We start from the raw sequence: 17,980 nt of genomic DNA on the forward strand, positions 1-17,980 counted from the left end.
TGGCTCGATCCACCTGCTCAAGCGACCTGGCAGTGGTGCCAGGTGGCGACAAAAACAAAAACGGAGACCACATGATGCTCGCAGCCTCACGCCAGGCCCTGCCGCCTGTCCGCCTGCTCTGCCTGGCCATCGCCGCTACCGGCGCTGCCCCACTCGCCAACGCCGCCTTCATCGAAGACAGCACCGCCAGCCTCACTGCCACCAATATCTACCTGAATCGCGATTTCCGCGAAGATTCGGGACAGAACAAACGTGAAGAATGGGGACAGGGCTTTCGTCTCGACCTGCAATCGGGCTTCACCGAAGGTACCGTCGGCTTCGGTGTCGACGCCATGGGCCTGCTCGGCATCAAGCTCGACTCTGGCCGCGGCCGCACCGGCACCGATCTGCTGCCCGTACACGACGATGATCGCTCTGCCGACGAGTTCAGCCGCTTGGGCCTGACCGCCAAGGTCAAGGTCTCCGCCACCGAGTTCCGCTATGGCTCGCATGTTCCCGAGCTGCCGGTGGTCAAGGCCAGCGACAGCCGCCTGCTGCCGCAAGTGTTCGAAGGCGGCCTGCTGACCTCTTCCGAACTCGAAGGGCTGACCTTCACGGGCGGCCGCCTGGACAAGGTCATCGACCGCGCCTCGACCGACGAAGAGGACATGGTGCTCAACAGCAAGAACCGCCGCTTTGCCGGTGGCGTCAGCGCTGATCATCTGGACCTGGCCGGCGTCGACTACAAATTTACCCCCGGTATCACCGGCCGCTACTACTTCGCCGACCTCGACGACATCTATCGCCAGCACTTCCTTGGCCTGCTCACCAGCCACAAGATCGGCCCTGGTACCCTGAGCAGTGACCTGCGCCTGATCTACAGTAGCGACAGCGGCGCCGCCAAGGCCGGCAAGGTCGATAACCGCGCCATCAACGGCATGGTCAGCTACGGTCTGGGTGCACACAAATTCGGCCTGGGCTTCCAGGACATGAGCGGCGACACCGGCTTTGCCTACATCGATGGCGGCGATCCGTTCCTGGTCAACTTCGTGCAGATCAACGACTTCGCCAACGCCGACGAGCGTTCCTGGCAGGCGCGCTACGATTACAACTTCGCCAGCATCGGGGTTCCCGGTCTGACCTTCATGACCCGCTACATCCGTGGTGACGATGCCCGCATCGCCGGCTCCGATGACCGTGGCGGCGAATGGGAACGCGACATCGAGTTCAAATACGTGGTGCAGACCGGCCCGCTCAAGGACCTCTACGTACGTGTGCGCAACGCCAGCTTCCGTTCCGACTTCGCCCGCGACGCGGACGAGAACCGCGTCATCGTCGGCTACACCCTGCCGATCTGGTAAACAACAACAAGACTCACGAGGAATCATTCATCATGAAATCCGTCCTGACCCGTGCCGCACTGGCAACTGCCTGCCTGGCTTTCGCCAGCCAACTGCTGGCTGCCGAGCCCAAGCGCCCCGAATGCATCGCCCCGGCCAAGCCCGGCGGTGGTTTTGACCTAACCTGCAAACTGGCCCAGAGCGGCCTCAAGGATGAAGGTCTGCTCAAGGCGCCGATGCGCGTCACTTACATGCCCGGCGGCGTCGGTGCCGTAGCCTATAACGCCGTGGTCGCCCAGCGCGCCAAGGACCCAGGCACCATCACCGCCTTCTCCAGCGGCTCGCTGCTGAATCTGGCCCAGGGCAAGTTCGGTCGCTATGACGAGAACGCCGTGCGCTGGCTGGCTGCGGTCGGTACCGACTACGGCGCGATCACCGTGCGTGCCGACTCTCCGTACAAGAACCTCGATGATCTGGTCCAGGCTTTGAAGAAAGACCCGTCCAGCATCGTCTTCGGCGCGGGTGCCACCATCGGTGGACAGGACTGGATGCAGACCGCCCTGATCGCCCGCCTGGCCGGGATCGATCCGAAAAACCTGCGTTATGTCGCCTTCGAAGGCGGCGGCGAGACCCTCACCGCGATGCTTGGCGGCCACGTGCAGGTCACTAGCAGCGGCCTGGGTGAAGTCACCCCGCAGCTGGAAGCGAAAAAAGTGCGCATCCTCGCGGTGCTGTCCGATGAGCGTCTGCCTGGCAAACTGGCCGAAATCCCCACCGCCAAGGAGCAGGGCTACGACATCACCTGGCCGGTGATCCGCGGCTTCTACATGGGCCCAGAAGTCAGCGACGAGCAGTTCAACTGGTGGAAACAGCAGTTCGATACCCTGCTGGCCAGCGAAGACTTCGCCAAGCTGCGCGAACAACGTGACCTGCTGCCGCTGTCGGTCACGGGCGATGAACTCAAGGCCCTGGTGTTCAAACAGGTCGCTGAGTACAAGACCCTGGCCGGTGAATTCGGCCTGATGCAGGAATAAGTGCATCGGCAGGTTCGGCGTCCCCCGATGCCGAACCTGCAGTTGAGTGGTTCGCCGCTCGATCCTGTCCCAACGCAAGAGACCACTGCTATGTATGTTCGCCTGTTCGCTGTGATCTGGCTGCTTTTGTGCGCCTTTCTCGCAGTCATCGCCTGGGGTTTCCAGGCACCCTTCGCCTACGACCCTGTTGGCCCAAGGGCCTATCCGCTGCTGCTGCTGGTACTGATGGCTGCTGGTGCAGCCTGGCTGGTATTCAAGCCGGGTCCGCAGACCGAGGCGCTCAGCCGTCACGCGCTGCAGCGTGCAGGCTTGTGCATCCTCACCCTGCTGGCCTATGCCCTGCTGTTCGAGCCGCTGGGTTTCGTCCTGAGCACGGCCGTTGCGGTTTTCGTACTGGGCCTGCTGTTCACGGGTCGTGTGCTGCCGTGCCTGATTAGTGGCGTCCTGATGGGCGTGCTGCTGTATGCATTGTTCGATTATGCGCTAGACGTTCCGCTGCCACTGGGCGTGTTCGAAGCGTTGGTGGAGAGCTGAGATGGAAACATTACATTTTCTGATGCAGGGATTTGACGTCGCCACCCGGCCGACCAACCTGCTGGTTGCACTGTTCGGCGCCTTCGTGGGTACCATCGTCGGCCTGCTGCCGGGCCTGGGCCCGATCAACGGTGTCGCCCTGCTGCTGCCGCTGGCCTTCGCCCTTGGCCTGCCGCCGGAGACCGCACTGATTCTGCTCGCCGCCGTGTACCTGGGTTGCGAGTACGGCGGCCGTATTTCCGCCATCCTGCTCAACGTACCGGGCGATGCTGCCGCCGTAATGACCACCCTCGACGGCTACCCGCTGGCGCGTCAGGGCAAGGCCGGTATCGCGCTGTCGCTGTCGGCAGTGAGTTCCTTCACCGGCAGCATGATCGCCACCTGCGGCGTGGTGCTGTTCGCGCCGATCCTGGCGAAGTGGGCAGTGGCCTTCGGCCCGGCCGAGTACTTCGTGCTGATGATCTTCGCGATTGCCTGCCTCGGCGGCATGGTCGGCGACAAACCGGTCAAGACCCTGCTATCGGCACTGATCGGCTTGGCCCTGGCCACGGTCGGGGTCGACTCCACGACCGGGGTCTATCGCTTCACCTTCGACAGCGTCAGCCTGTCCGACGGCATCCAGTTCGTCATCGTGGTGATCGGTTTCTTCAGTGTCAGCGAAATTCTGCTGATGCTGGAAAACACCCACAACGGTCAGAAAGCCGTGAAAGCCAGCGGCCGTGTGCTGTTCAACTTCAAGGAATACTGCTTCACCTTCTGGACCATGATTCGCAGCTCGGTCGCTGGTTTCGTCATTGGTGTACTGCCGGGTGCCGGTGCGACCATCGCCAGTGCCATGACCTACATGACCGAAAAACGCCTGGCCGGTGACAACGGCAAATTCGGCGAGGGCGATCTGCGCGGCCTGGCAGCTCCCGAGTCGGCCAATAACGCCTCGGCCTGCGGCTCGCTGATCCCGATGCTGACCCTTGGCGTACCTGGTTCGGGCACTACCGCGGTGATGATCGGTGCGCTGACCCTGTACAACATCACGCCCGGCCCGCTGCTGTTCGAGCAGCAGCCAGACGTGGTCTGGGGCCTGATCGCCTCGCTGTTCATCGGCAACGTCATCCTGCTGGTGATGAACATCCCGCTGGTCGGCCTGTTCTCGCGCATGCTCAGCGTGCCGAACTGGGTGCTGGTGCCCGCCATCACCGTGATCAGCATGGTCGGTGTCTATGCCGTGCACAGCACCACCTTTGACCTGGTGCTGATGATTGCCCTGGGTGTATTCGGCTACATCCTGCGCAAGCTGGACTTCCCACTCTCGGCGGTGATCCTCGGCTTCGTACTGGGTGAAATGATGGAGGACAACCTGCGTCGCGCCCTGTCGATCTCCGCTGGCGACCTGGGCATCCTCTGGGGTAGCCCGATCACCCTGGTACTGTGGGCACTTGTCGTACTGATGCTGGCCCTGCCGGGCATACGCTGGATGCGTCGACGCAAGCAGATCAAGGCTCAGGCTGATGCATCTGCCGCGTGATCTATGGGTAACGCCGCTGACCGGAGCGGTCGGCGGTTACCTGGCCAGCCTTGCCGGCTGGCCTTTGCCGTGGATGGTCGGATCCTTGCTGGCGGTAATCGCCGTACGCTGCCTGGCCAATCGCGCCTTCAGTGAGTTGCCGGGCGGGCGCAAGACCGGCCAATGGCTGGTGGCCAGCGGCATCGGCCTGCACTTCACCAGCGATGTGCTGGAACAGGTACTCAGCCATTTGCCCGTGATCGTGATGGGCGCTATCGGCACCCTCCTGCTCAGCCTGATCGGCATCGCCATTCTGCGCCGCGCCGGAGTCGACCGCGCCACGGCATTCTTCGCCAGCATGCCCGGCGGCGCCAGCGAGATGGTCAACCTGGCCCTGCGCCACAATGCTCAACCCGCACTCGTGGCGGCGGCTCACAGCCTGCGCTTGCTGCTGGTGGTGCTGCTGATTCCGGCGCTGTTCACCTGGGGTCTACCCGACGCCGACGCACCGGCTCGTGCGCCAGTGGACTGGACCTGGCTGATCGTCCTGCTCGCCGCTGGCGCCGTGCTAGCGATGTTCTGGGGACGCCTGAAACAACCCAACCCCTGGATGCTCGGCCCACTGACCGTCTGCGCTGTGGCCAGTGCCGGTTTCGACCTGCATCTGGGCTTGCCACAAGGCCTTGGCCAGTTCGGCCAATGGCTGATTGGCTGCGCCCTGGGCTGCCACTTCGACCGCGCCTTCTTCCGCAGCGCACCGCGCTTTCTCGCCCGCGTGCTGCTGTTCACCCTGCTGGCGATGCTCGTCGCTGCCGCACTGGGCGAAGTGCTCGGCTGGCTGGCCGGCGAAGACCACTTGTCACTGATGCTGGGCATGATGCCCGGCGGTATCACCGAGCTGTGCCTGACCGCCGAAGCGCTACAGCTATCGGTCGCCCTGGTCACGGCCTTGCAAGTGCTCAGACTGTTTCTGGTGATGTTCCTCGCCGAACCCTTATTCAAGCTCTGGTGCAAGAGCCACGTTTAGCCCGCCTTGTGCGGGCTTTTTTTACCCTCGCCTTTTCTTCTTGGGCCAGGTCACTATCCTCGACACACCCCTCCGATGACGGAAAGACGATGGAACTGAGACAACTGCGCTACTTTCTCAAGGTCGTCGAGCATGGCAGCCTCGGCCGTGCGGCTCTGGAGCTGAACGTGGGGACCTCGGCTCTGAGCCAGCAGATCAGCAAGCTGGAAAACGAACTCAGCACCCGGCTGCTGACGCGCAGCAGCACCGGCGTGTCCCCCACGCCCGCCGGCATAGCGTTCCAGCATCACGCCCAGCTCACCCTGCGCCAGGCGGAAAACGCCGCTCAGGCCGCGCAAAGAGAACGCATGAGCGGTTACGTGAGCCTGGGCTTTGCGCCCAGCACCTCCTCCGTGCTTGCCCTGCCCCTGATCGCGGTGATGCGTCAGCGCTACCCGAACATCCAGTTGCATCTGGTAGAGATGTTGTCCGGCTATCTGACCAGTCAGCTGTATGCCCGCCAACTCGACCTGGCGATCCTCTTTCACAGCGACCCGGGCAGGCGTTGCCGCGTCAGGCCGCTGCTCGATGAAAAGCTGTTTCTGATCTCGGCTGCCAGCCTGCAAGGTGTACCTGCGGGTGAACACGTCAGGCTCGAGCAACTGACACAGGTGCCGCTGGTGCTGCCCAGCGGGCAGCACGGGCTGCGCAGCACCATCAACAATGCCTTCGCCCAGTCACGCTGCGAGCCCAACGTAGTGATGAATGTCGACGGCCTGGCGTTGCTGATGGATACGGTCAAGGCCGGTTACGCTGCGACCATCCAGCCAGGCGCAGTGGCGGCCAGAGCCGGCGAACAGGGCCTGAACGTGGTGCAGATCGCCGATGCCCACGCCGGTCGGCGCAACCTGCTGGTGTCGCTGCCTGACGATGAATTGTCCCCTGCAGCGCTGGCCGCACGTGTGGCCATCCTGGATACGACGCGCGAACTGGTCGCCAGCGCTCGCTGGCCAGGCGCCCAACTCTTGGACGAACACGCTATCTGACACGTCCCTGGGTGTTTAGAAATACTGAATACCCCCCGGCATTCCTGGTCTTTCGAGCCCCACAAGCGCCTCTTAAAGTCTCCATCCACAGGGGAGCTATCAGCTAGTGCTCCTCTGCAAACGAGGAGACGAGATGATCGATGTTCTGGTTATAGGCGGCGGCAACGCAGCCTTGTGCGCAGCCCTGATGGCCCGTGAAGCAGGCGCCAGTGTGCTGCTGCTGGAGGGCGCTCCCCGCAAGTGGCGTGGTGGCAATTCCCAGCACACCCGCAACTTGCGCTGCATGCATGAAGCCCCGCAGGACGTCCTCATCGACGCCTACCCCGAAGAAGAGTTCTGGCAAGACCTGCTCAAGGTCACGGGCGGGCAGACCGACGAGCACCTGGCGCGCCTGGTCATTCGCGCCTCATCGTCATGTCGTGATTGGATGCGCAGCCACGGCGTGCACTTCCAGCCGCCTTTGTCGGGCGCCCTGCACGTGGCACGCACCAACGCCTTTTTCATGGGTGGCGGCAAAGCCCTGGTCAACGCCTACTACCGCAGCGCCGAACGCCTGGGGGTGCAGGTCCGCTACGACGCGCCGGTCGACGACATCGAGCTGGACGGCGACCGCTTCGTCGCAGCGCACATCCCCGCGCGGCAGATCGATGGCAAGCAGCATCCGGCCGAGCGCATCGAAGCGCGCACCTGCGTGCTGGCAGCCGGTGGCTTCGAATCCAATCGTGAATGGCTGCGCGAAGCCTGGGGCGTCAACGAACGCGGTGAATGGCCGGCGGACAACTTCCTGATTCGCGGCACGCGCTTCAACAACGGCGTGCTGCTGCGCAAACTGATCGATGCCGGCGCCGACACCATTGGCGACCCGACCCAGGCGCACATGGTCGCGATCGACGCTCGCGCCCCGCTCTACGACGGCGGCATCTGCACCCGCATCGACTGCGTATCGCTCGGCGTAGTGGTCAACTGCGAGGGTGAACGCTTCTACGACGAGGGCGAGGACTTCTGGCCCAAGCGCTACGCCATCTGGGGGCGACTGGTCGCACAGCAACCTCGGCAGACAGGCTTCTCGATCATCGATCAGAAGGCCATCGGGCGTTTCATGCCGCCGGTGTTTCCCGGGACCACGGCCAACAGCCTGGAGGAGCTCGCCGGCAAACTCGGCCTACCGCTCGAAACCTTCGTGAAGACTCTGCACGCCTACAACAGCGCCTGCGTGGGCGGCGACTTCGACCATACCAGCCTCGACGGCTGTCGCACCGAAGGCGTGACGCCCGCCAAGACCAACTGGGCGCGCCCCATCGATACCCCGCCCTTCTATGGCTACCCGCTCAAGCCAGGCGTGACCTTCACCTACCTTGGCCTGAAGACCAACGACACCGCCGCCGTCCACTTCGCCGACAAGCCCAGCGCGAACCTGTTCGTCGCCGGGGAAATGATGGCAGGCAACGTCCTCGGCAAGGGCTATACGGCCGGCGTCGGCATGTCCATCGGCACGGCCTTCGGCCGCATCGCCGGTACTCAGGCTGCCGCGGCAGCCGGTCATGGCCCCACCACAACAAGCGCTGGAGAGTCCCGTGCAATCGCCTGAAATCATACACGCCGCCTCTCCAAGCCAGAGCGCGGCGCAGCAAGACCTGATTCCCCTGCTGAACGTGCATGAAGCCGAAGTCGATCGGCAGATGCATATCTGCAACGCCTGCCGTTACTGCGAGGGGTTCTGCGCAGTCTTCCCGGCCATGACCCGCCGACTGGACTTCGCCAAGGCCGACGTGCATTACCTGGCCAACCTCTGCCATAACTGCGGGGCCTGCCTGCATGCTTGCCAGTACGCCGCGCCGCATGAGTTCGCCGTGAACGTGCCGCAGGCCATGGCCAAGGTTCGTCTCAATACCTATGTCGAGTACGCCTGGCCAGGCAGGCTCGGCAAACTCTACGAACGTAACGGCCTGACCCTGTCGCTCGCCCTGGCAGCCTCGCTGGCACTGTTCCTGCTGCTGACCCTGCTGGTCAAAGGCACGCTATTTCCCGGCCCGCTGGCCGGTAACTTCTACGCGATATTCCCGCACAACACGCTGGCGCTGATGTTCGGCGGCGCCTTCGGTTTCGCCATCCTGGCGTTGGCCATCGGTGTCACCCGCTTCTGGCGGGCGATCAGCCCCGCCGATGCACAAGCGCTGGCCAGCGGGGTCGCCATTGCGGAGGCCTCCGGGGCGGTGCTCAAGCTCAAGTACCTCGACGGTGGTCATGGCGAAGGCTGCAACAACGAGAGTGACCGTTTCACGCTCTGGCGTCGTCGCTTCCACCACTTCACCTTCTACGGCTTCATGCTGTGCCTCGCCTCCACCAGCGTGGCCACGCTTTACCACTACCTGCTCGGTCTGCAGGCGCCCTATCCGCTGCTCAGCCTGCCGGTGGTGCTCGGCACACTGGGCGGTATTGGTCTGCTGATCGGGCCGGCGGGGCTGCTGTGGCTCAACTATCGCCGTGACCCGGAACATGGTGATCGCGCTCAGGCCCCCATGGATCGTGGCTTCATCGTGCTGCTTTTCTTGATCAGCCTGACCGGCCTGGCCTTGCTGGCCTGGCGCGATAGCGGCGCGATGGCCCTGCTGCTGGCGGTCCATCTCGGCACGGTGATGGCCTTCTTCCTGACCATGCCTTACGGCAAGTTCGCCCACGGCATCTTCCGCAGCGCGGCGCTGCTCAAGCACGCAATCGAGAAGCGCCAGCCGGACAACCTCAAGCTCGGCAGTGACTGAACCACCCCAAAACAGGCGGGATGCACAGTGCGTCCCGCTCGTTGCCGTCGACGCCGCCAGCGGTGTCTCAGCCTGAACCACAATAAAACTCCACAGGAGAACACATGAACAATCGCCTCACCTACGCAGCGCTGCTGACCTCAGGCCTGCTTGCAGCCGGCATGGCACTTGCCGAACCCAAACGCCCCGAATGCATCGCGCCGGCAAAGCCCGGCGGTGGCTTCGACATCACCTGCAAGCTCGCGCAGGGCGGCCTGAAGGATGCAGGCCTGCTCAAGGCTCCAATGCGCGTCACCTATATGCCCGGCGGCATCGGTGCCGTCGCGTACAACGCGGTGGTCGCTTTACGCCCCAAAGCACCAGGCGTTATCACTGCTTGGTCAAGCGGCTCGCTATTGAATCTGGCGCAAGGTAAGTTTGGTCGCTACGACGAAAAAGCCGTTCGCTGGCTGGCCGCCATCGGCACGGATTACGGTGCCGTTATCGTTCATCGTGACTCCCCCCTGCAGACCTTCGATGAGCTGATTACACGACTCAAACAGGCGCCTTCGGAGCTGGTGATAGGCGCAGGCGGCACCGTCGGCAGCCAGGATTGGATGCAGGCCGCGCTGATCGCACGCAGTGCCGGCATCAAGCCAGAGAAGCTGAGGTATGTAGCCTTCGAAGGAGGCGGCGAACCGATGACAGCACTGTTCGGCGGACATGTTCAGGCGATCGTGAGCGGCTTCGGCGAGGCGACTGCGCAGCTCGATGCCGGCAATGTTCGTATTCTCGCGGTGCTGTCCGAAGAGCGGCTGCCTGGAAAGATGGCCAATATTCCCACGGCCAAGGAACAAGGTTATGACGTTGTCTGGCCTATCGTCAGAGGCTTTTACATGGGCCCTGAAGTCAGTGATGAAAACTTCAAATGGTGGCAGGAGCGCTTCGAAACGCTACTCGTTGATGACGGCTTCAACGCCAAGCGCGAGCAGTTCGATCTGCTGCCACTCTCGAAGACCGGGGCGGAGCTGGAACAGTTCGTCTATGAACAGGTAGCCGAGTACAGAAAACTGGCTGATGAATTCGGACTGATTCAGTAGCACTGATGCTGAAACTTGGCCCGCCTTGTGCGGGCTTTTTTACAACCGCTTTCAGGTGCGCGCCGCTGCTACCACTGCAACTGCAGCTGACTGGCGAACTCACGTGCCTGTCCACTGAGCGGGTCGACGAAGCGCAGGCTGCGCGCCAGCAGTTTGAGTGGTTTGCTGTAGTCATCCGGCTGGTTGCGCGACTCCAGCAGGTGCGGATAGAAATCGTCGCCAACGATTGGCGCGCCGAGCCCGGCCAGATGCACGCGCAGCTGATGCTTGCGCCCGGTCACCGGCGACAGCCCATAGCGCCACAGCTCGGCGCGGCGCTCCAGCACGTCGATGCGCGTTTCGCTGTTGGCTTCACCCGACACCTCCTGCATGCGGAAGAACGGCTCGCCCTCGACCATGCGCGACCGATGCAAGTAGGGAAACCGCAGCTGCGCCAACGCCGGGGCGATGGCCTCGTAGCACTTCTCCACCGCACGCTGACGAAACAGCGCCTGGTATTGGCCACGGCTGGCCGGATCGACCGAGAACAGCACCAGGCCGGCGGTCAAACGGTCGATACGGTGGATCGGCACCAGATCGGGATTGCCGGTGCGCTTGATCAGGCGCGCCAGCAGCGTCTGCTCGACGTACTCACCGGCCGGCATCACCGGCAGAAAATGCGGCTTGTCCGCGACCAGCAGATGCGCGTCCTGCCACAGCACCTGCTCGTCGAAGGGGATTGGTGTCTCGTTCGGCACCTCACGGAAATAGCGCACCTTGAGACCGACTCGATAGGGATGCTCTGCACCGATGGGCTCACCCTCAGCACCCAGCACGCGACCGCGTGCCATGCGCTGCAACCATATGCCGCGATCGATGGCGGGAAAGTGATCGCACAGGCAATCGAGCACCGTCGCCCAGTCGCCCTGGGGCAAATGAAGCGTGCTGGGGCGCATGACAGGGCTGGGCATTGCAGAAAGTGCTCGATAGGTGATGGACGGGCGAATTAGGCCGCACTCGCGCGGCTCAGTCAAAGCAAACGGCTTGAGCCAAGGTCGCGCTGTGGCTATGGTGGCCGCTCGTATCTGGAGAGACTCATGTCCATCACCCGCTCCCTGCTTACCAGCGTCGCCCTGCTCCCACTGCTGGCCGCCTGCCAGGTCTACACCGGCAAGCCGGAAGGCCCACCACCGGCAACCCGCCTACAAGGACAGGTACAGGTCGAAAATGGCCAGTTGGTCTTCACCCCTTGCCAGGAGCAGCGCCGTTTCGTGCTGGTTGATGGCGATAACACCGGTATCGAGCGCGAAGCCAGTCAACTCGGTAGCGACCTGTTCGCCGATCTGGCTGGGCGCCTGGGCGGCAGCCAGGGCAAAGGCAGCGATGGCCGCTTCGAGGTCAGCAAGATCTATCGCCTGCAGAGCGAAGGCCATGGCTGCGAGGATCTCAACTTCAAGCGTCTGACCCTCCGCGCCAGCGGCAACGAGCCGTTCTGGCAACTGGAAGTCGGCAGCAAGGGCCTGGTACTCAACCGCCCCGAGCAGGAGCCGCTGGCCCTGCCCTATCTGGAAGAACAGCTGCCAGATGGTCGCCTCAACTTCAGCAGCGAAGCCAACGGCCAGCACCTTGATCTGTGGGTAGCACCGCAGCGCTGCGTCGATGGTATGAGCGGCACGGTCAATCACCTCAGCGCCGAACTGCGCCTCGACGGCCAGGTGCTGCGTGGCTGTGCGCATTTCGGCGCCATGCGTAATTGACCATCAGCCATGCCGGTGACGCTGAGTGGCGTCACCGGCACGAAACGTTCGACGGCACGGAGCGCTAGCCCAAACTCCCGGCAAAACGCCGTGCATAGTCTTCACGCTGGAAGGTCTCGACCACGAAGTCGATGAAACTGCGCGTCTTGCCCGGCATCAACTGACGGCTGGGGTAATACAGTGACAACGCGCCGGCATCCGCCCACCAGCGCGGCAGCAGCCGCACCAGCTCACCCGACTCCAGCCAGGGCAGTACATCGGGTACGGCAAGCATCGCTACCCCCAGGCCTAATCGCGCGGCCTCTCGCACAGCAGTTGGATCGTTGACCACCACGGTCTCACGCATCGTCGCGATCACTTCATCGCCCTGTGCGTTGCGCATGTTCCAGGTACGGATACGACCCGACGACAACGAGCGCATGACGATGCAGTCCAGCTCGATCAAGCCTGATGGATCGGCTGGCAACCTGTGCCGAGCCAGATAAGCGGGAGAGGCAAAGGCAACAACGTGCAGTGGCGCCAGTGTACGGGCGACCACGCCGCTGGCCAGCTCGAAACCACCGCCGATGGCGGCATCGTAGCCCTCGGATATCAGGTCGACCGTACGGTTCTCGAAATGCCACTCAGGGCGAACGCGCGGATAACGCTGCAGGAACTCGGGCAACAAAGGCAGTAGGTAACCGGTTCCGAAGGATGGCGCCACGCTGATCTTGAGCACACCGGCCGGCTGGCCATCATCGGCTGATACGGCGGCGATGGCGTTCTGCAGGGACTCCAGGTTGTCGCCAATAGCATTGAGGAACGTCTCTCCGGCCTCGGTCAGCGTCAGCTTGCGAGTCGAGCGCTGGAATAGCCGTACACCCAGGTTGCGCTCCAGCATAGCGACGTTGCGGCTCACCGCTGCCGGCGTCAGAGCGAGGCGGCGTGCGGCTGCCGAGAAGCTGCCGGTCTCGGCGCTGCGCACGAAGGATTCAAGATTGGTGAGCGTTTCCATGGCGATATCTTAAATAAATACTTGAAGATAATCCAAATGATTAACCGCTAATCAAAGAGCAATAAAAACACGATAGTCACTCCACCGAATGTCTCGGCAATCAAACGGAGTGAACCATGAGCAACGTAATCTCTTCCCACCCCCTTCCTCTGGCCAGCAAAACGGCTCTCGTAACAGGCGGCTCTCGCTCCATCGGCGCAGCTATCGCCAAACGCCTGGCCGCCGACGGCGCCCAGGTGGCCTTCACCTACAATGGCTCGCCCCAACAGGCCAAAGAAACTGCAGCGGCCATCGAGTCGGCAGGCGGTCGCGTGCTGGCGATCCAGGCCGACGCAGCCGATCCCGAGGCCGTGCGTACCGCCGTCGCGCAGACGGTAGAAGCGTTCGGCGGCCTCGACATTCTGGTGAATAACGCCGGTATCGGCGTGTTCAGTCAGTTCGAAGAAACCAGCTTCGAGGATTATCAGAAGATGCTCGCGGTCAACGTGACCGGTGTGTTCGTCGCCACCCAGGAAGCGGTAAGGCATATGCAGGCAGGCGGCCGCGTCATCCACATAGCCAGCTCGGTCACCAAGTACGCCGGTGTGCCCGGACTTGCCGCATACAGCCTGACCAAAGGCGCCGTCGCCGGTTTCAACCGCAGCCTGGCACATGATCTGGGACCACGCGGGATCACGGTCAACAGCATCCACCCAGGGCCAGTGAACACCGACATGAACCCGGCCGATAGCGAGGTTGCCCAGCTCCTGACACCTCGCATGGCAGTGGGTCGCTATGGAGAGCCACACGAAATTGCCAGCCTCGTGGCATTCATTGCCAGCCCGCAAGCCTCGTTTATCACCGGTGCGGACATCCTCGCTGACGGCGGGTTGACCTCCTGAGTACGCCGGGGCAGGTCAGTCAGCCTGCCCCATGGTTTTCCGCCACCTCAGGTCTCAAGGAGTCCCAGCATGAGCAAGTTGCTCTCCATCGGCATCATCGGTGCCGGTCATATCGGCGCGGCCTTTGCTCGCGCTCTGGCGCGTCGGAACATTCCGGCAATCCTCGCCAACAGCCGCGGGCCAGAGAGCCTGCAAGCCCTGGTACAATCCATCGGCCCAAGCATCCGTGCCGGCACCCGCGAGCAGGCGGCAGCGCAGTCCATCGTGCTGGTCGCGGTGAACTGGTCGAAGCTGCCAGCCGCGCTGTCCGGGCTTGCCGACTTCGCCGGGCGTGTCGTCATCGACAGCAACAACCCGATCGAAGCGCCGCTGTTCAATCCCATCGATCTGCATGGCCGCACCTCAAGCGAGGTGTTTGCCGACCTGGTACCGGGCGCCCATGTAGTGAAGGCGTTCAATCATCTGCACCCCACACTGCTCATCGCCGATCCCGCCGAGCGCGGCGGCCGGCGTGTGCTGTTCCTGGCAGGTGATGACAACCGCGCGAAAAGCCAGGTCAGCGCACTGATCGATGAACTGGGCTTCGCTGCTATCGACCTTGGCGCGCTGACCGAAGGTGGGCGCCTGACGCAATTCCCCGGTGGATCGTTGCCCTCGCTCGAACTGGTGCAGTTCGGCTGAGCTACCGGGAGACAAAAATGAAGGATTCCATCATGCCCCATACCGATTCATCTGCTGCTGACACCCGATCCATGTCTGCTGCGTGGTGGGCCGTCATCTCTCTTGCCCTGGGCGCCTTCGGCCTGGTCACGGCGGAATTCCTGCCGATCAGCCTGCTGACGCCGATGGCCGCCGACCTGGGCGTATCCAACGGTGCGGTGGGCCAGGCCATCACCGCCACCGCCGTGGTCGCTGCATTCGCCGGGCCGCTGGTGGTGCTGTTCTCGGGCCGCCTGGATCGGCAGAAGATCGTCTGGGGGTTGATGGGCATGCTGGTGTTCTCCTGCATCCTTTCGGCCTATGCCTCAAACATCACGGTGTTGCTGATCGCGCGCGGGCTGCTGGGCTTCGCCCTCGGCAGCTTCTGGGCCATGATGGCAGCGCTTGCCCTGCGCCTGGTGCCCCCGGACAAGGTGCCGCGTGCCATTTCGATAATCATGATGGGCATTTCGCTCGCAACCATCTTCGCTGCCCCGCTGGGTGCCTATCTGGGAGAACTGTGGGGCTGGCAGGCAACTTTCCTGGCCGCGTCCGGTATTGGCGTGGTGGCGCTGGTGATTCAGATGCTGACCCTGCCCAAACTGCCGGCCACAGCAGCGCCAGGCCTGGCCTCCTTCAAGACAGCGTTGACGCGGCGTGCGGTCGTCGTCGGCATCTGCACTGGGCTTCTGGTCATTTCCGGGCACTTCGCCGCTCTGACCTTCATTCGCCCCTTCCTCGAAGAGGTTCCCCGCCTGGATGTCGAGACCGTCTCGCTTGCCTTGCTGGCCTTCGGTGTCAGCGGTTTTTTCGGCAACCTTGCCGGCGGCGCCGTCGCCGCGCGCAGTCCAGCCTGGGCAGTCAGCAGTTGCTCGTTCCTGATCGCTGCCGTTGCACTCACGCTGATCCTGTCCGGCACACAAGCTGACGTTGCCTTCGTCGCGATTGCGCTATGGGGCTTCGCCTTCGGCGCATTCCCGGTATCGATCTCGATCTGGAACGCGCGCGCCGCCGCCGATCACGCGGAAAGCGCTGGCGCCCTGCTCTCATCGACCTTCCAGGTCGCCATTGCCGCAGGTGCGGTTCTAGGGGGACTGATCATCGACAGCCTCGACTCGCAAGCTGTGATTGCCTATGCCGCGACAGCAGCCTTCGCGGGCGCTGCCCTGATGTTCATTCGGGGGCGCGCGATCGAACGCCAGCGTGGCTGAGCCCGTACTCGCGCAGCGTTGAAGACATCGTTCACCTACGCTCAACGGAGCAAAGCCGTCAGTCGTTCGAGAATGCCGGCCTCCTCCATCCGGGCAGCGAATCCCGTACAATCGCGGCCCTCTTCACGCTGCCGGATCACCACCGGCCAACCAGGACACTGCCCATGCTTCGCCTGACCGAACTGAAACTGCCCCTCGACCACCCCGAGGAAGCGCTGCGCCCGGCCATCGTCCAGCGCCTGGGCATCGCCGACAGCGACCTGCTGGCCTTCAGCGTGTTTAAGCGCAGCTACGATGCGCGCAAGAAGTTCGGCGACATGCCGTTCATCTATACGATCGATTGCGAGGTAAAGGACGAAGCGGCGCTGCTCGCTCGCCTGAACGGTGACAAGCATATCGGCCCGTCACCGGACATCACCTACAAGCCAGTCGGCAAGGCCCAAACGCCGTTGGACGAACGCCCCATCGTCGTCGGTTTCGGCCCTTGCGGCATCTTCGCCGCATTGATCCTGGCCCAGGCTGGCCTGCGCCCCATCGTGCTGGAACGCGGCAAGGAAGTGCGCCAGCGCACCAAGGACACTTGGGGCCTGTGGCGCAAGAACGTGCTCGACCCCACGTCCAACGTACAGTTCGGCGAAGGCGGCGCCGGCACCTTCTCCGACGGCAAGCTGTACAGCCAGATCAAGGACCCCAACCATTACGGACGCAAGGTGCTGGAAGAGTTCGTCAAGGCCGGTGCGCCGGACGAAATTCTCTACGTCAGCAAGCCGCATATCGGCACCTTCCGCCTGACCGGCGTGGTCGCCACCATGCGCGAAGAGATCAAGGCCCTGGGCGGCGAAGTGCGCTTCCAGGAACGCGTCAGCGACCTGCTGATCGAAGACGGCCAACTCACCGGCGTGGTGCTGGAGAACGGCGAACAGCTGCTCAGCCACCATGTGGTGCTGGCCCTCGGTCACAGTTCGCGGGACACCTTCCGCATGCTGCATACCCGTGGCGTGTACCTGGAAGCCAAGCCCTTCTCGGTCGGTTTCCGCATCGAACACCCGCAATCGCTGATCGACCGCGCGCGCCTGGGCAAGTACGCCGGCCACCCAAAACTCGGCGCTGCCGACTACAAACTGGTACACCACGCCAGCAACGGCCGCTCGGTCTACAGCTTCTGCATGTGCCCAGGCGGCACCGTGGTCGCGGCCACTTCTGAACCAGAGCGCGTGGTGACCAATGGCATGAGCCAGTACTCGCGTAACGAGCGCAATGCCAACGCCGGCATCGTCGTCGGCATCACCCCCGAGCAGGACTATCCGGGCGGCCCATTGGCCGGCGTGGAACTGCAGGAGCGCCTGGAGTCGCATGCCTACGTGCTCGGCGGGCGTAACTACGAAGCACCTGGGCAACTGGTCGGTGACTTCATCAAGGGCACCCCATCCACCGCTCTGGGCGAGGTGCAGCCATCCTACAAGCCGGGGGTGAAGTTGGGTGATCTGGCGCCGTCGCTGCCGGACTTTGCCATCGAAGCCATCCGCGAGGCGCTGCCGGCCTTCGGCAAGCAGATCAAGGGGTTCGACCTGGCCGACGCAGTACTGACCGGCATCGAGACGCGCACCTCCTCACCGGTACGCATCACCCGTGGTGACGACCTGCAGAGCCTCAATCTCAAAGGCCTGTACCCGGCGGGTGAAGGCGCAGGCTACGCTGGCGGCATTCTCTCTGCTGGCGTCGACGGAGTTCGCGTGGCAGAGGCTGTGGCGAAGAATATGCTGGGGTTGAATCGCTAAGCAGCGCTGCCCGGCCGGACGTCATCGACTAGACCCGGCCCTCTGAAGCGAAGCAACAACACCAGTAGCGGCATCGTCAACACCAACGTACCGACCCCGACCACCAGCAGGCTGCGATACGGCATGCTGGCGAAGGTATTGGCCCAGAATGCCGTCCAGAACAGCAGGCAGATGCCAAAACCGATCAGACCGCTACGCCGGCTACGGCAACTGAGCAGCCAGGCAGCGTTGCCCAGCGCAAGAGCGCCGAAGAGATACAACGAGTGGTTTAGCTGCAGGCCATAACTGATATCGCGGCGAACGCTGCCGAACATCCGTCGATAGGCCTCGAAAGCGCTGTGGTAAAGCACAAACGCCAGCAGAATCTGCACGCCGGCCAGCAAAGCCATGGCCAGCAGTCGCT

Annotated in this window: 17 protein-coding genes; 14 read left to right on the forward strand and 3 right to left on the reverse strand. The window is 63.2% G+C overall.

The window, feature by feature from the left end:
- Positions 1-74: 74 nt before the first annotated feature.
- The 9 genes from BM059_RS17625 to BM059_RS17665 all read left to right on the forward strand — a co-directional run bounded on the left by BM059_RS17625 (position 75) and on the right by BM059_RS17665 (position 10,278).
- The gene (locus BM059_RS17625) at positions 75-1,340 is read left to right on the forward strand and encodes an OprD family porin (RefSeq protein ID WP_074940790.1); all 1,266 of its coding nucleotides are present in this window, start codon (positions 75-77) and stop codon (positions 1,338-1,340) included.
- Between the two features lie 32 nt (positions 1,341-1,372).
- Complete coding sequence (locus tag BM059_RS17630) at positions 1,373-2,353, forward strand: Bug family tripartite tricarboxylate transporter substrate binding protein (RefSeq protein WP_074940563.1); 981 nt, start codon at positions 1,373-1,375, stop codon at positions 2,351-2,353.
- 90 nt (positions 2,354-2,443) lie between these two features.
- On the forward strand, positions 2,444-2,887 hold the full coding sequence (locus tag BM059_RS17635; protein WP_037001366.1) for a tripartite tricarboxylate transporter TctB family protein: 444 nt from the start codon (positions 2,444-2,446) through the stop codon (positions 2,885-2,887).
- 1 nt (position 2,888) lies between these two features.
- Entirely contained in the window at positions 2,889-4,409 is a 1,521-nt protein-coding gene (locus tag BM059_RS17640; protein WP_037001365.1) for a tripartite tricarboxylate transporter permease, read from the forward strand.
- The gene (locus BM059_RS17645) at positions 4,393-5,415 is read left to right on the forward strand and encodes an AbrB family transcriptional regulator (protein WP_037001363.1); all 1,023 of its coding nucleotides are present in this window, start codon (positions 4,393-4,395) and stop codon (positions 5,413-5,415) included. The genes BM059_RS17640 and BM059_RS17645 overlap by 17 nt, the downstream gene beginning before the upstream one ends.
- 89 nt (positions 5,416-5,504) lie before the next feature.
- A complete protein-coding gene (locus BM059_RS17650; RefSeq protein WP_074940566.1) occupies positions 5,505-6,440 on the forward strand; it encodes a LysR family transcriptional regulator in 936 nt (311 codons plus the stop codon).
- 133 nt (positions 6,441-6,573) lie between these two features.
- Positions 6,574-8,028: an FAD-dependent tricarballylate dehydrogenase TcuA gene (gene tcuA / locus BM059_RS17655; protein WP_074940569.1), complete on the forward strand. Its 1,455-nt coding sequence runs from the start codon at positions 6,574-6,576 to the stop codon at positions 8,026-8,028.
- Positions 8,015-9,199 (forward strand): tricarballylate utilization 4Fe-4S protein TcuB, encoded by a 1,185-nt coding sequence (gene tcuB, locus BM059_RS17660; RefSeq protein ID WP_279626477.1) that lies wholly within the window; start codon positions 8,015-8,017, stop codon positions 9,197-9,199. The genes tcuA and tcuB overlap by 14 nt, the downstream gene beginning before the upstream one ends.
- Positions 9,200-9,303: 104 nt before the next feature.
- Positions 9,304-10,278, forward strand: coding sequence for a Bug family tripartite tricarboxylate transporter substrate binding protein (locus tag BM059_RS17665; RefSeq protein ID WP_074940571.1), 975 nt, complete (start codon positions 9,304-9,306; stop codon positions 10,276-10,278).
- 68 nt (positions 10,279-10,346) lie between these two features.
- On the opposite strand, the gene BM059_RS17670 is transcribed toward BM059_RS17665, so the two are convergent.
- Positions 10,347-11,228 carry an RluA family pseudouridine synthase gene (locus tag BM059_RS17670; protein ID WP_074940574.1) on the reverse strand — a complete coding sequence of 294 codons (882 nt, stop codon included), beginning with the start codon at positions 11,226-11,228 and terminating at the stop codon, positions 10,347-10,349.
- A gap of 126 nt (positions 11,229-11,354) precedes the next feature.
- Here BM059_RS17670 and BM059_RS17675 point away from each other — a divergent pair, with 126 nt between their 5' ends.
- Positions 11,355-12,014 (forward strand): COG3650 family protein, encoded by a 660-nt coding sequence (locus tag BM059_RS17675; RefSeq protein WP_074940577.1) that lies wholly within the window; start codon positions 11,355-11,357, stop codon positions 12,012-12,014.
- A gap of 64 nt (positions 12,015-12,078) precedes the next feature.
- On the opposite strand, the gene BM059_RS17680 is transcribed toward BM059_RS17675, so the two are convergent.
- Positions 12,079-13,008: a LysR family transcriptional regulator gene (locus BM059_RS17680; protein ID WP_074940580.1), complete on the reverse strand. Its 930-nt coding sequence runs from the start codon at positions 13,006-13,008 to the stop codon at positions 12,079-12,081.
- A gap of 116 nt (positions 13,009-13,124) precedes the next feature.
- Between BM059_RS17680 and BM059_RS17685 the strand changes: the two genes are divergently transcribed.
- From BM059_RS17685 to BM059_RS17700, 4 genes are all read left to right on the forward strand, one after another.
- A complete protein-coding gene (locus BM059_RS17685; RefSeq protein WP_074940583.1) occupies positions 13,125-13,889 on the forward strand; it encodes a 3-oxoacyl-ACP reductase family protein in 765 nt (254 codons plus the stop codon).
- Between the two features lie 78 nt (positions 13,890-13,967).
- On the forward strand, positions 13,968-14,570 hold the full coding sequence (locus BM059_RS17690) for an NADPH-dependent F420 reductase (RefSeq protein ID WP_074940794.1): 603 nt from the start codon (positions 13,968-13,970) through the stop codon (positions 14,568-14,570).
- 32 nt (positions 14,571-14,602) lie between these two features.
- Positions 14,603-15,799: an MFS transporter gene (locus BM059_RS17695; protein WP_244154424.1), complete on the forward strand. Its 1,197-nt coding sequence runs from the start codon at positions 14,603-14,605 to the stop codon at positions 15,797-15,799.
- A gap of 164 nt (positions 15,800-15,963) precedes the next feature.
- Positions 15,964-17,577 carry an NAD(P)/FAD-dependent oxidoreductase gene (locus tag BM059_RS17700; protein WP_074940585.1) on the forward strand — a complete coding sequence of 538 codons (1,614 nt, stop codon included), beginning with the start codon at positions 15,964-15,966 and terminating at the stop codon, positions 17,575-17,577.
- Here BM059_RS17700 and BM059_RS17705 read toward each other — a convergent pair.
- A complete protein-coding gene (locus BM059_RS17705; protein ID WP_244154425.1) occupies positions 17,574-17,966 on the reverse strand; it encodes a hypothetical protein in 393 nt (130 codons plus the stop codon). The two genes, BM059_RS17700 and BM059_RS17705, sit on opposite strands and share 4 nt — an antisense overlap.
- Between the last annotated feature and the right edge of the window lie 14 nt (positions 17,967-17,980).

This window comes from Ectopseudomonas composti, from assembly GCF_900115475.1.
GTDB classification, from domain to species: domain Bacteria; phylum Pseudomonadota; class Gammaproteobacteria; order Pseudomonadales; family Pseudomonadaceae; genus Aquipseudomonas; species Aquipseudomonas composti.

Bases quoted from the DNA above. Each gene is read 5' to 3' on its own strand.
- BM059_RS17685 (WP_074940583.1), top strand. From the start codon at position 13,125: ATGAGCAACGTAATCTCTTCCCACCCCCTTCCTCTGGCCAGCAAAACG.
- BM059_RS17635 (WP_037001366.1), top strand. From the start codon at position 2,444: ATGTATGTTCGCCTGTTCGCTGTGATCTGGCTGCTTTTGTGCGCCTTT.
- BM059_RS17645 (WP_037001363.1), top strand. From the start codon at position 4,393: ATGCATCTGCCGCGTGATCTATGGGTAACGCCGCTGACCGGAGCGGTC.
- BM059_RS17630 (WP_074940563.1), top strand. From the start codon at position 1,373: ATGAAATCCGTCCTGACCCGTGCCGCACTGGCAACTGCCTGCCTGGCT.
- BM059_RS17650 (WP_074940566.1), top strand. From the start codon at position 5,505: ATGGAACTGAGACAACTGCGCTACTTTCTCAAGGTCGTCGAGCATGGC.
- BM059_RS17665 (WP_074940571.1), top strand. From the start codon at position 9,304: ATGAACAATCGCCTCACCTACGCAGCGCTGCTGACCTCAGGCCTGCTT.
- BM059_RS17670 (WP_074940574.1), bottom strand. From the start codon at position 11,228: ATGCCCAGCCCTGTCATGCGCCCCAGCACGCTTCATTTGCCCCAGGGC.
- BM059_RS17700 (WP_074940585.1), top strand. From the start codon at position 15,964: ATGCTTCGCCTGACCGAACTGAAACTGCCCCTCGACCACCCCGAGGAA.
- BM059_RS17640 (WP_037001365.1), top strand. From the start codon at position 2,889: ATGGAAACATTACATTTTCTGATGCAGGGATTTGACGTCGCCACCCGG.
- BM059_RS17680 (WP_074940580.1), bottom strand. From the start codon at position 13,008: ATGGAAACGCTCACCAATCTTGAATCCTTCGTGCGCAGCGCCGAGACC.
- BM059_RS17625 (WP_074940790.1), top strand. From the start codon at position 75: ATGCTCGCAGCCTCACGCCAGGCCCTGCCGCCTGTCCGCCTGCTCTGC.
- tcuA (WP_074940569.1), top strand. From the start codon at position 6,574: ATGATCGATGTTCTGGTTATAGGCGGCGGCAACGCAGCCTTGTGCGCA.
- BM059_RS17675 (WP_074940577.1), top strand. From the start codon at position 11,355: ATGTCCATCACCCGCTCCCTGCTTACCAGCGTCGCCCTGCTCCCACTG.
- BM059_RS17695 (WP_244154424.1), top strand. From the start codon at position 14,603: ATGCCCCATACCGATTCATCTGCTGCTGACACCCGATCCATGTCTGCT.
- BM059_RS17705 (WP_244154425.1), bottom strand. From the start codon at position 17,966: ATGGCTTTGCTGGCCGGCGTGCAGATTCTGCTGGCGTTTGTGCTTTAC.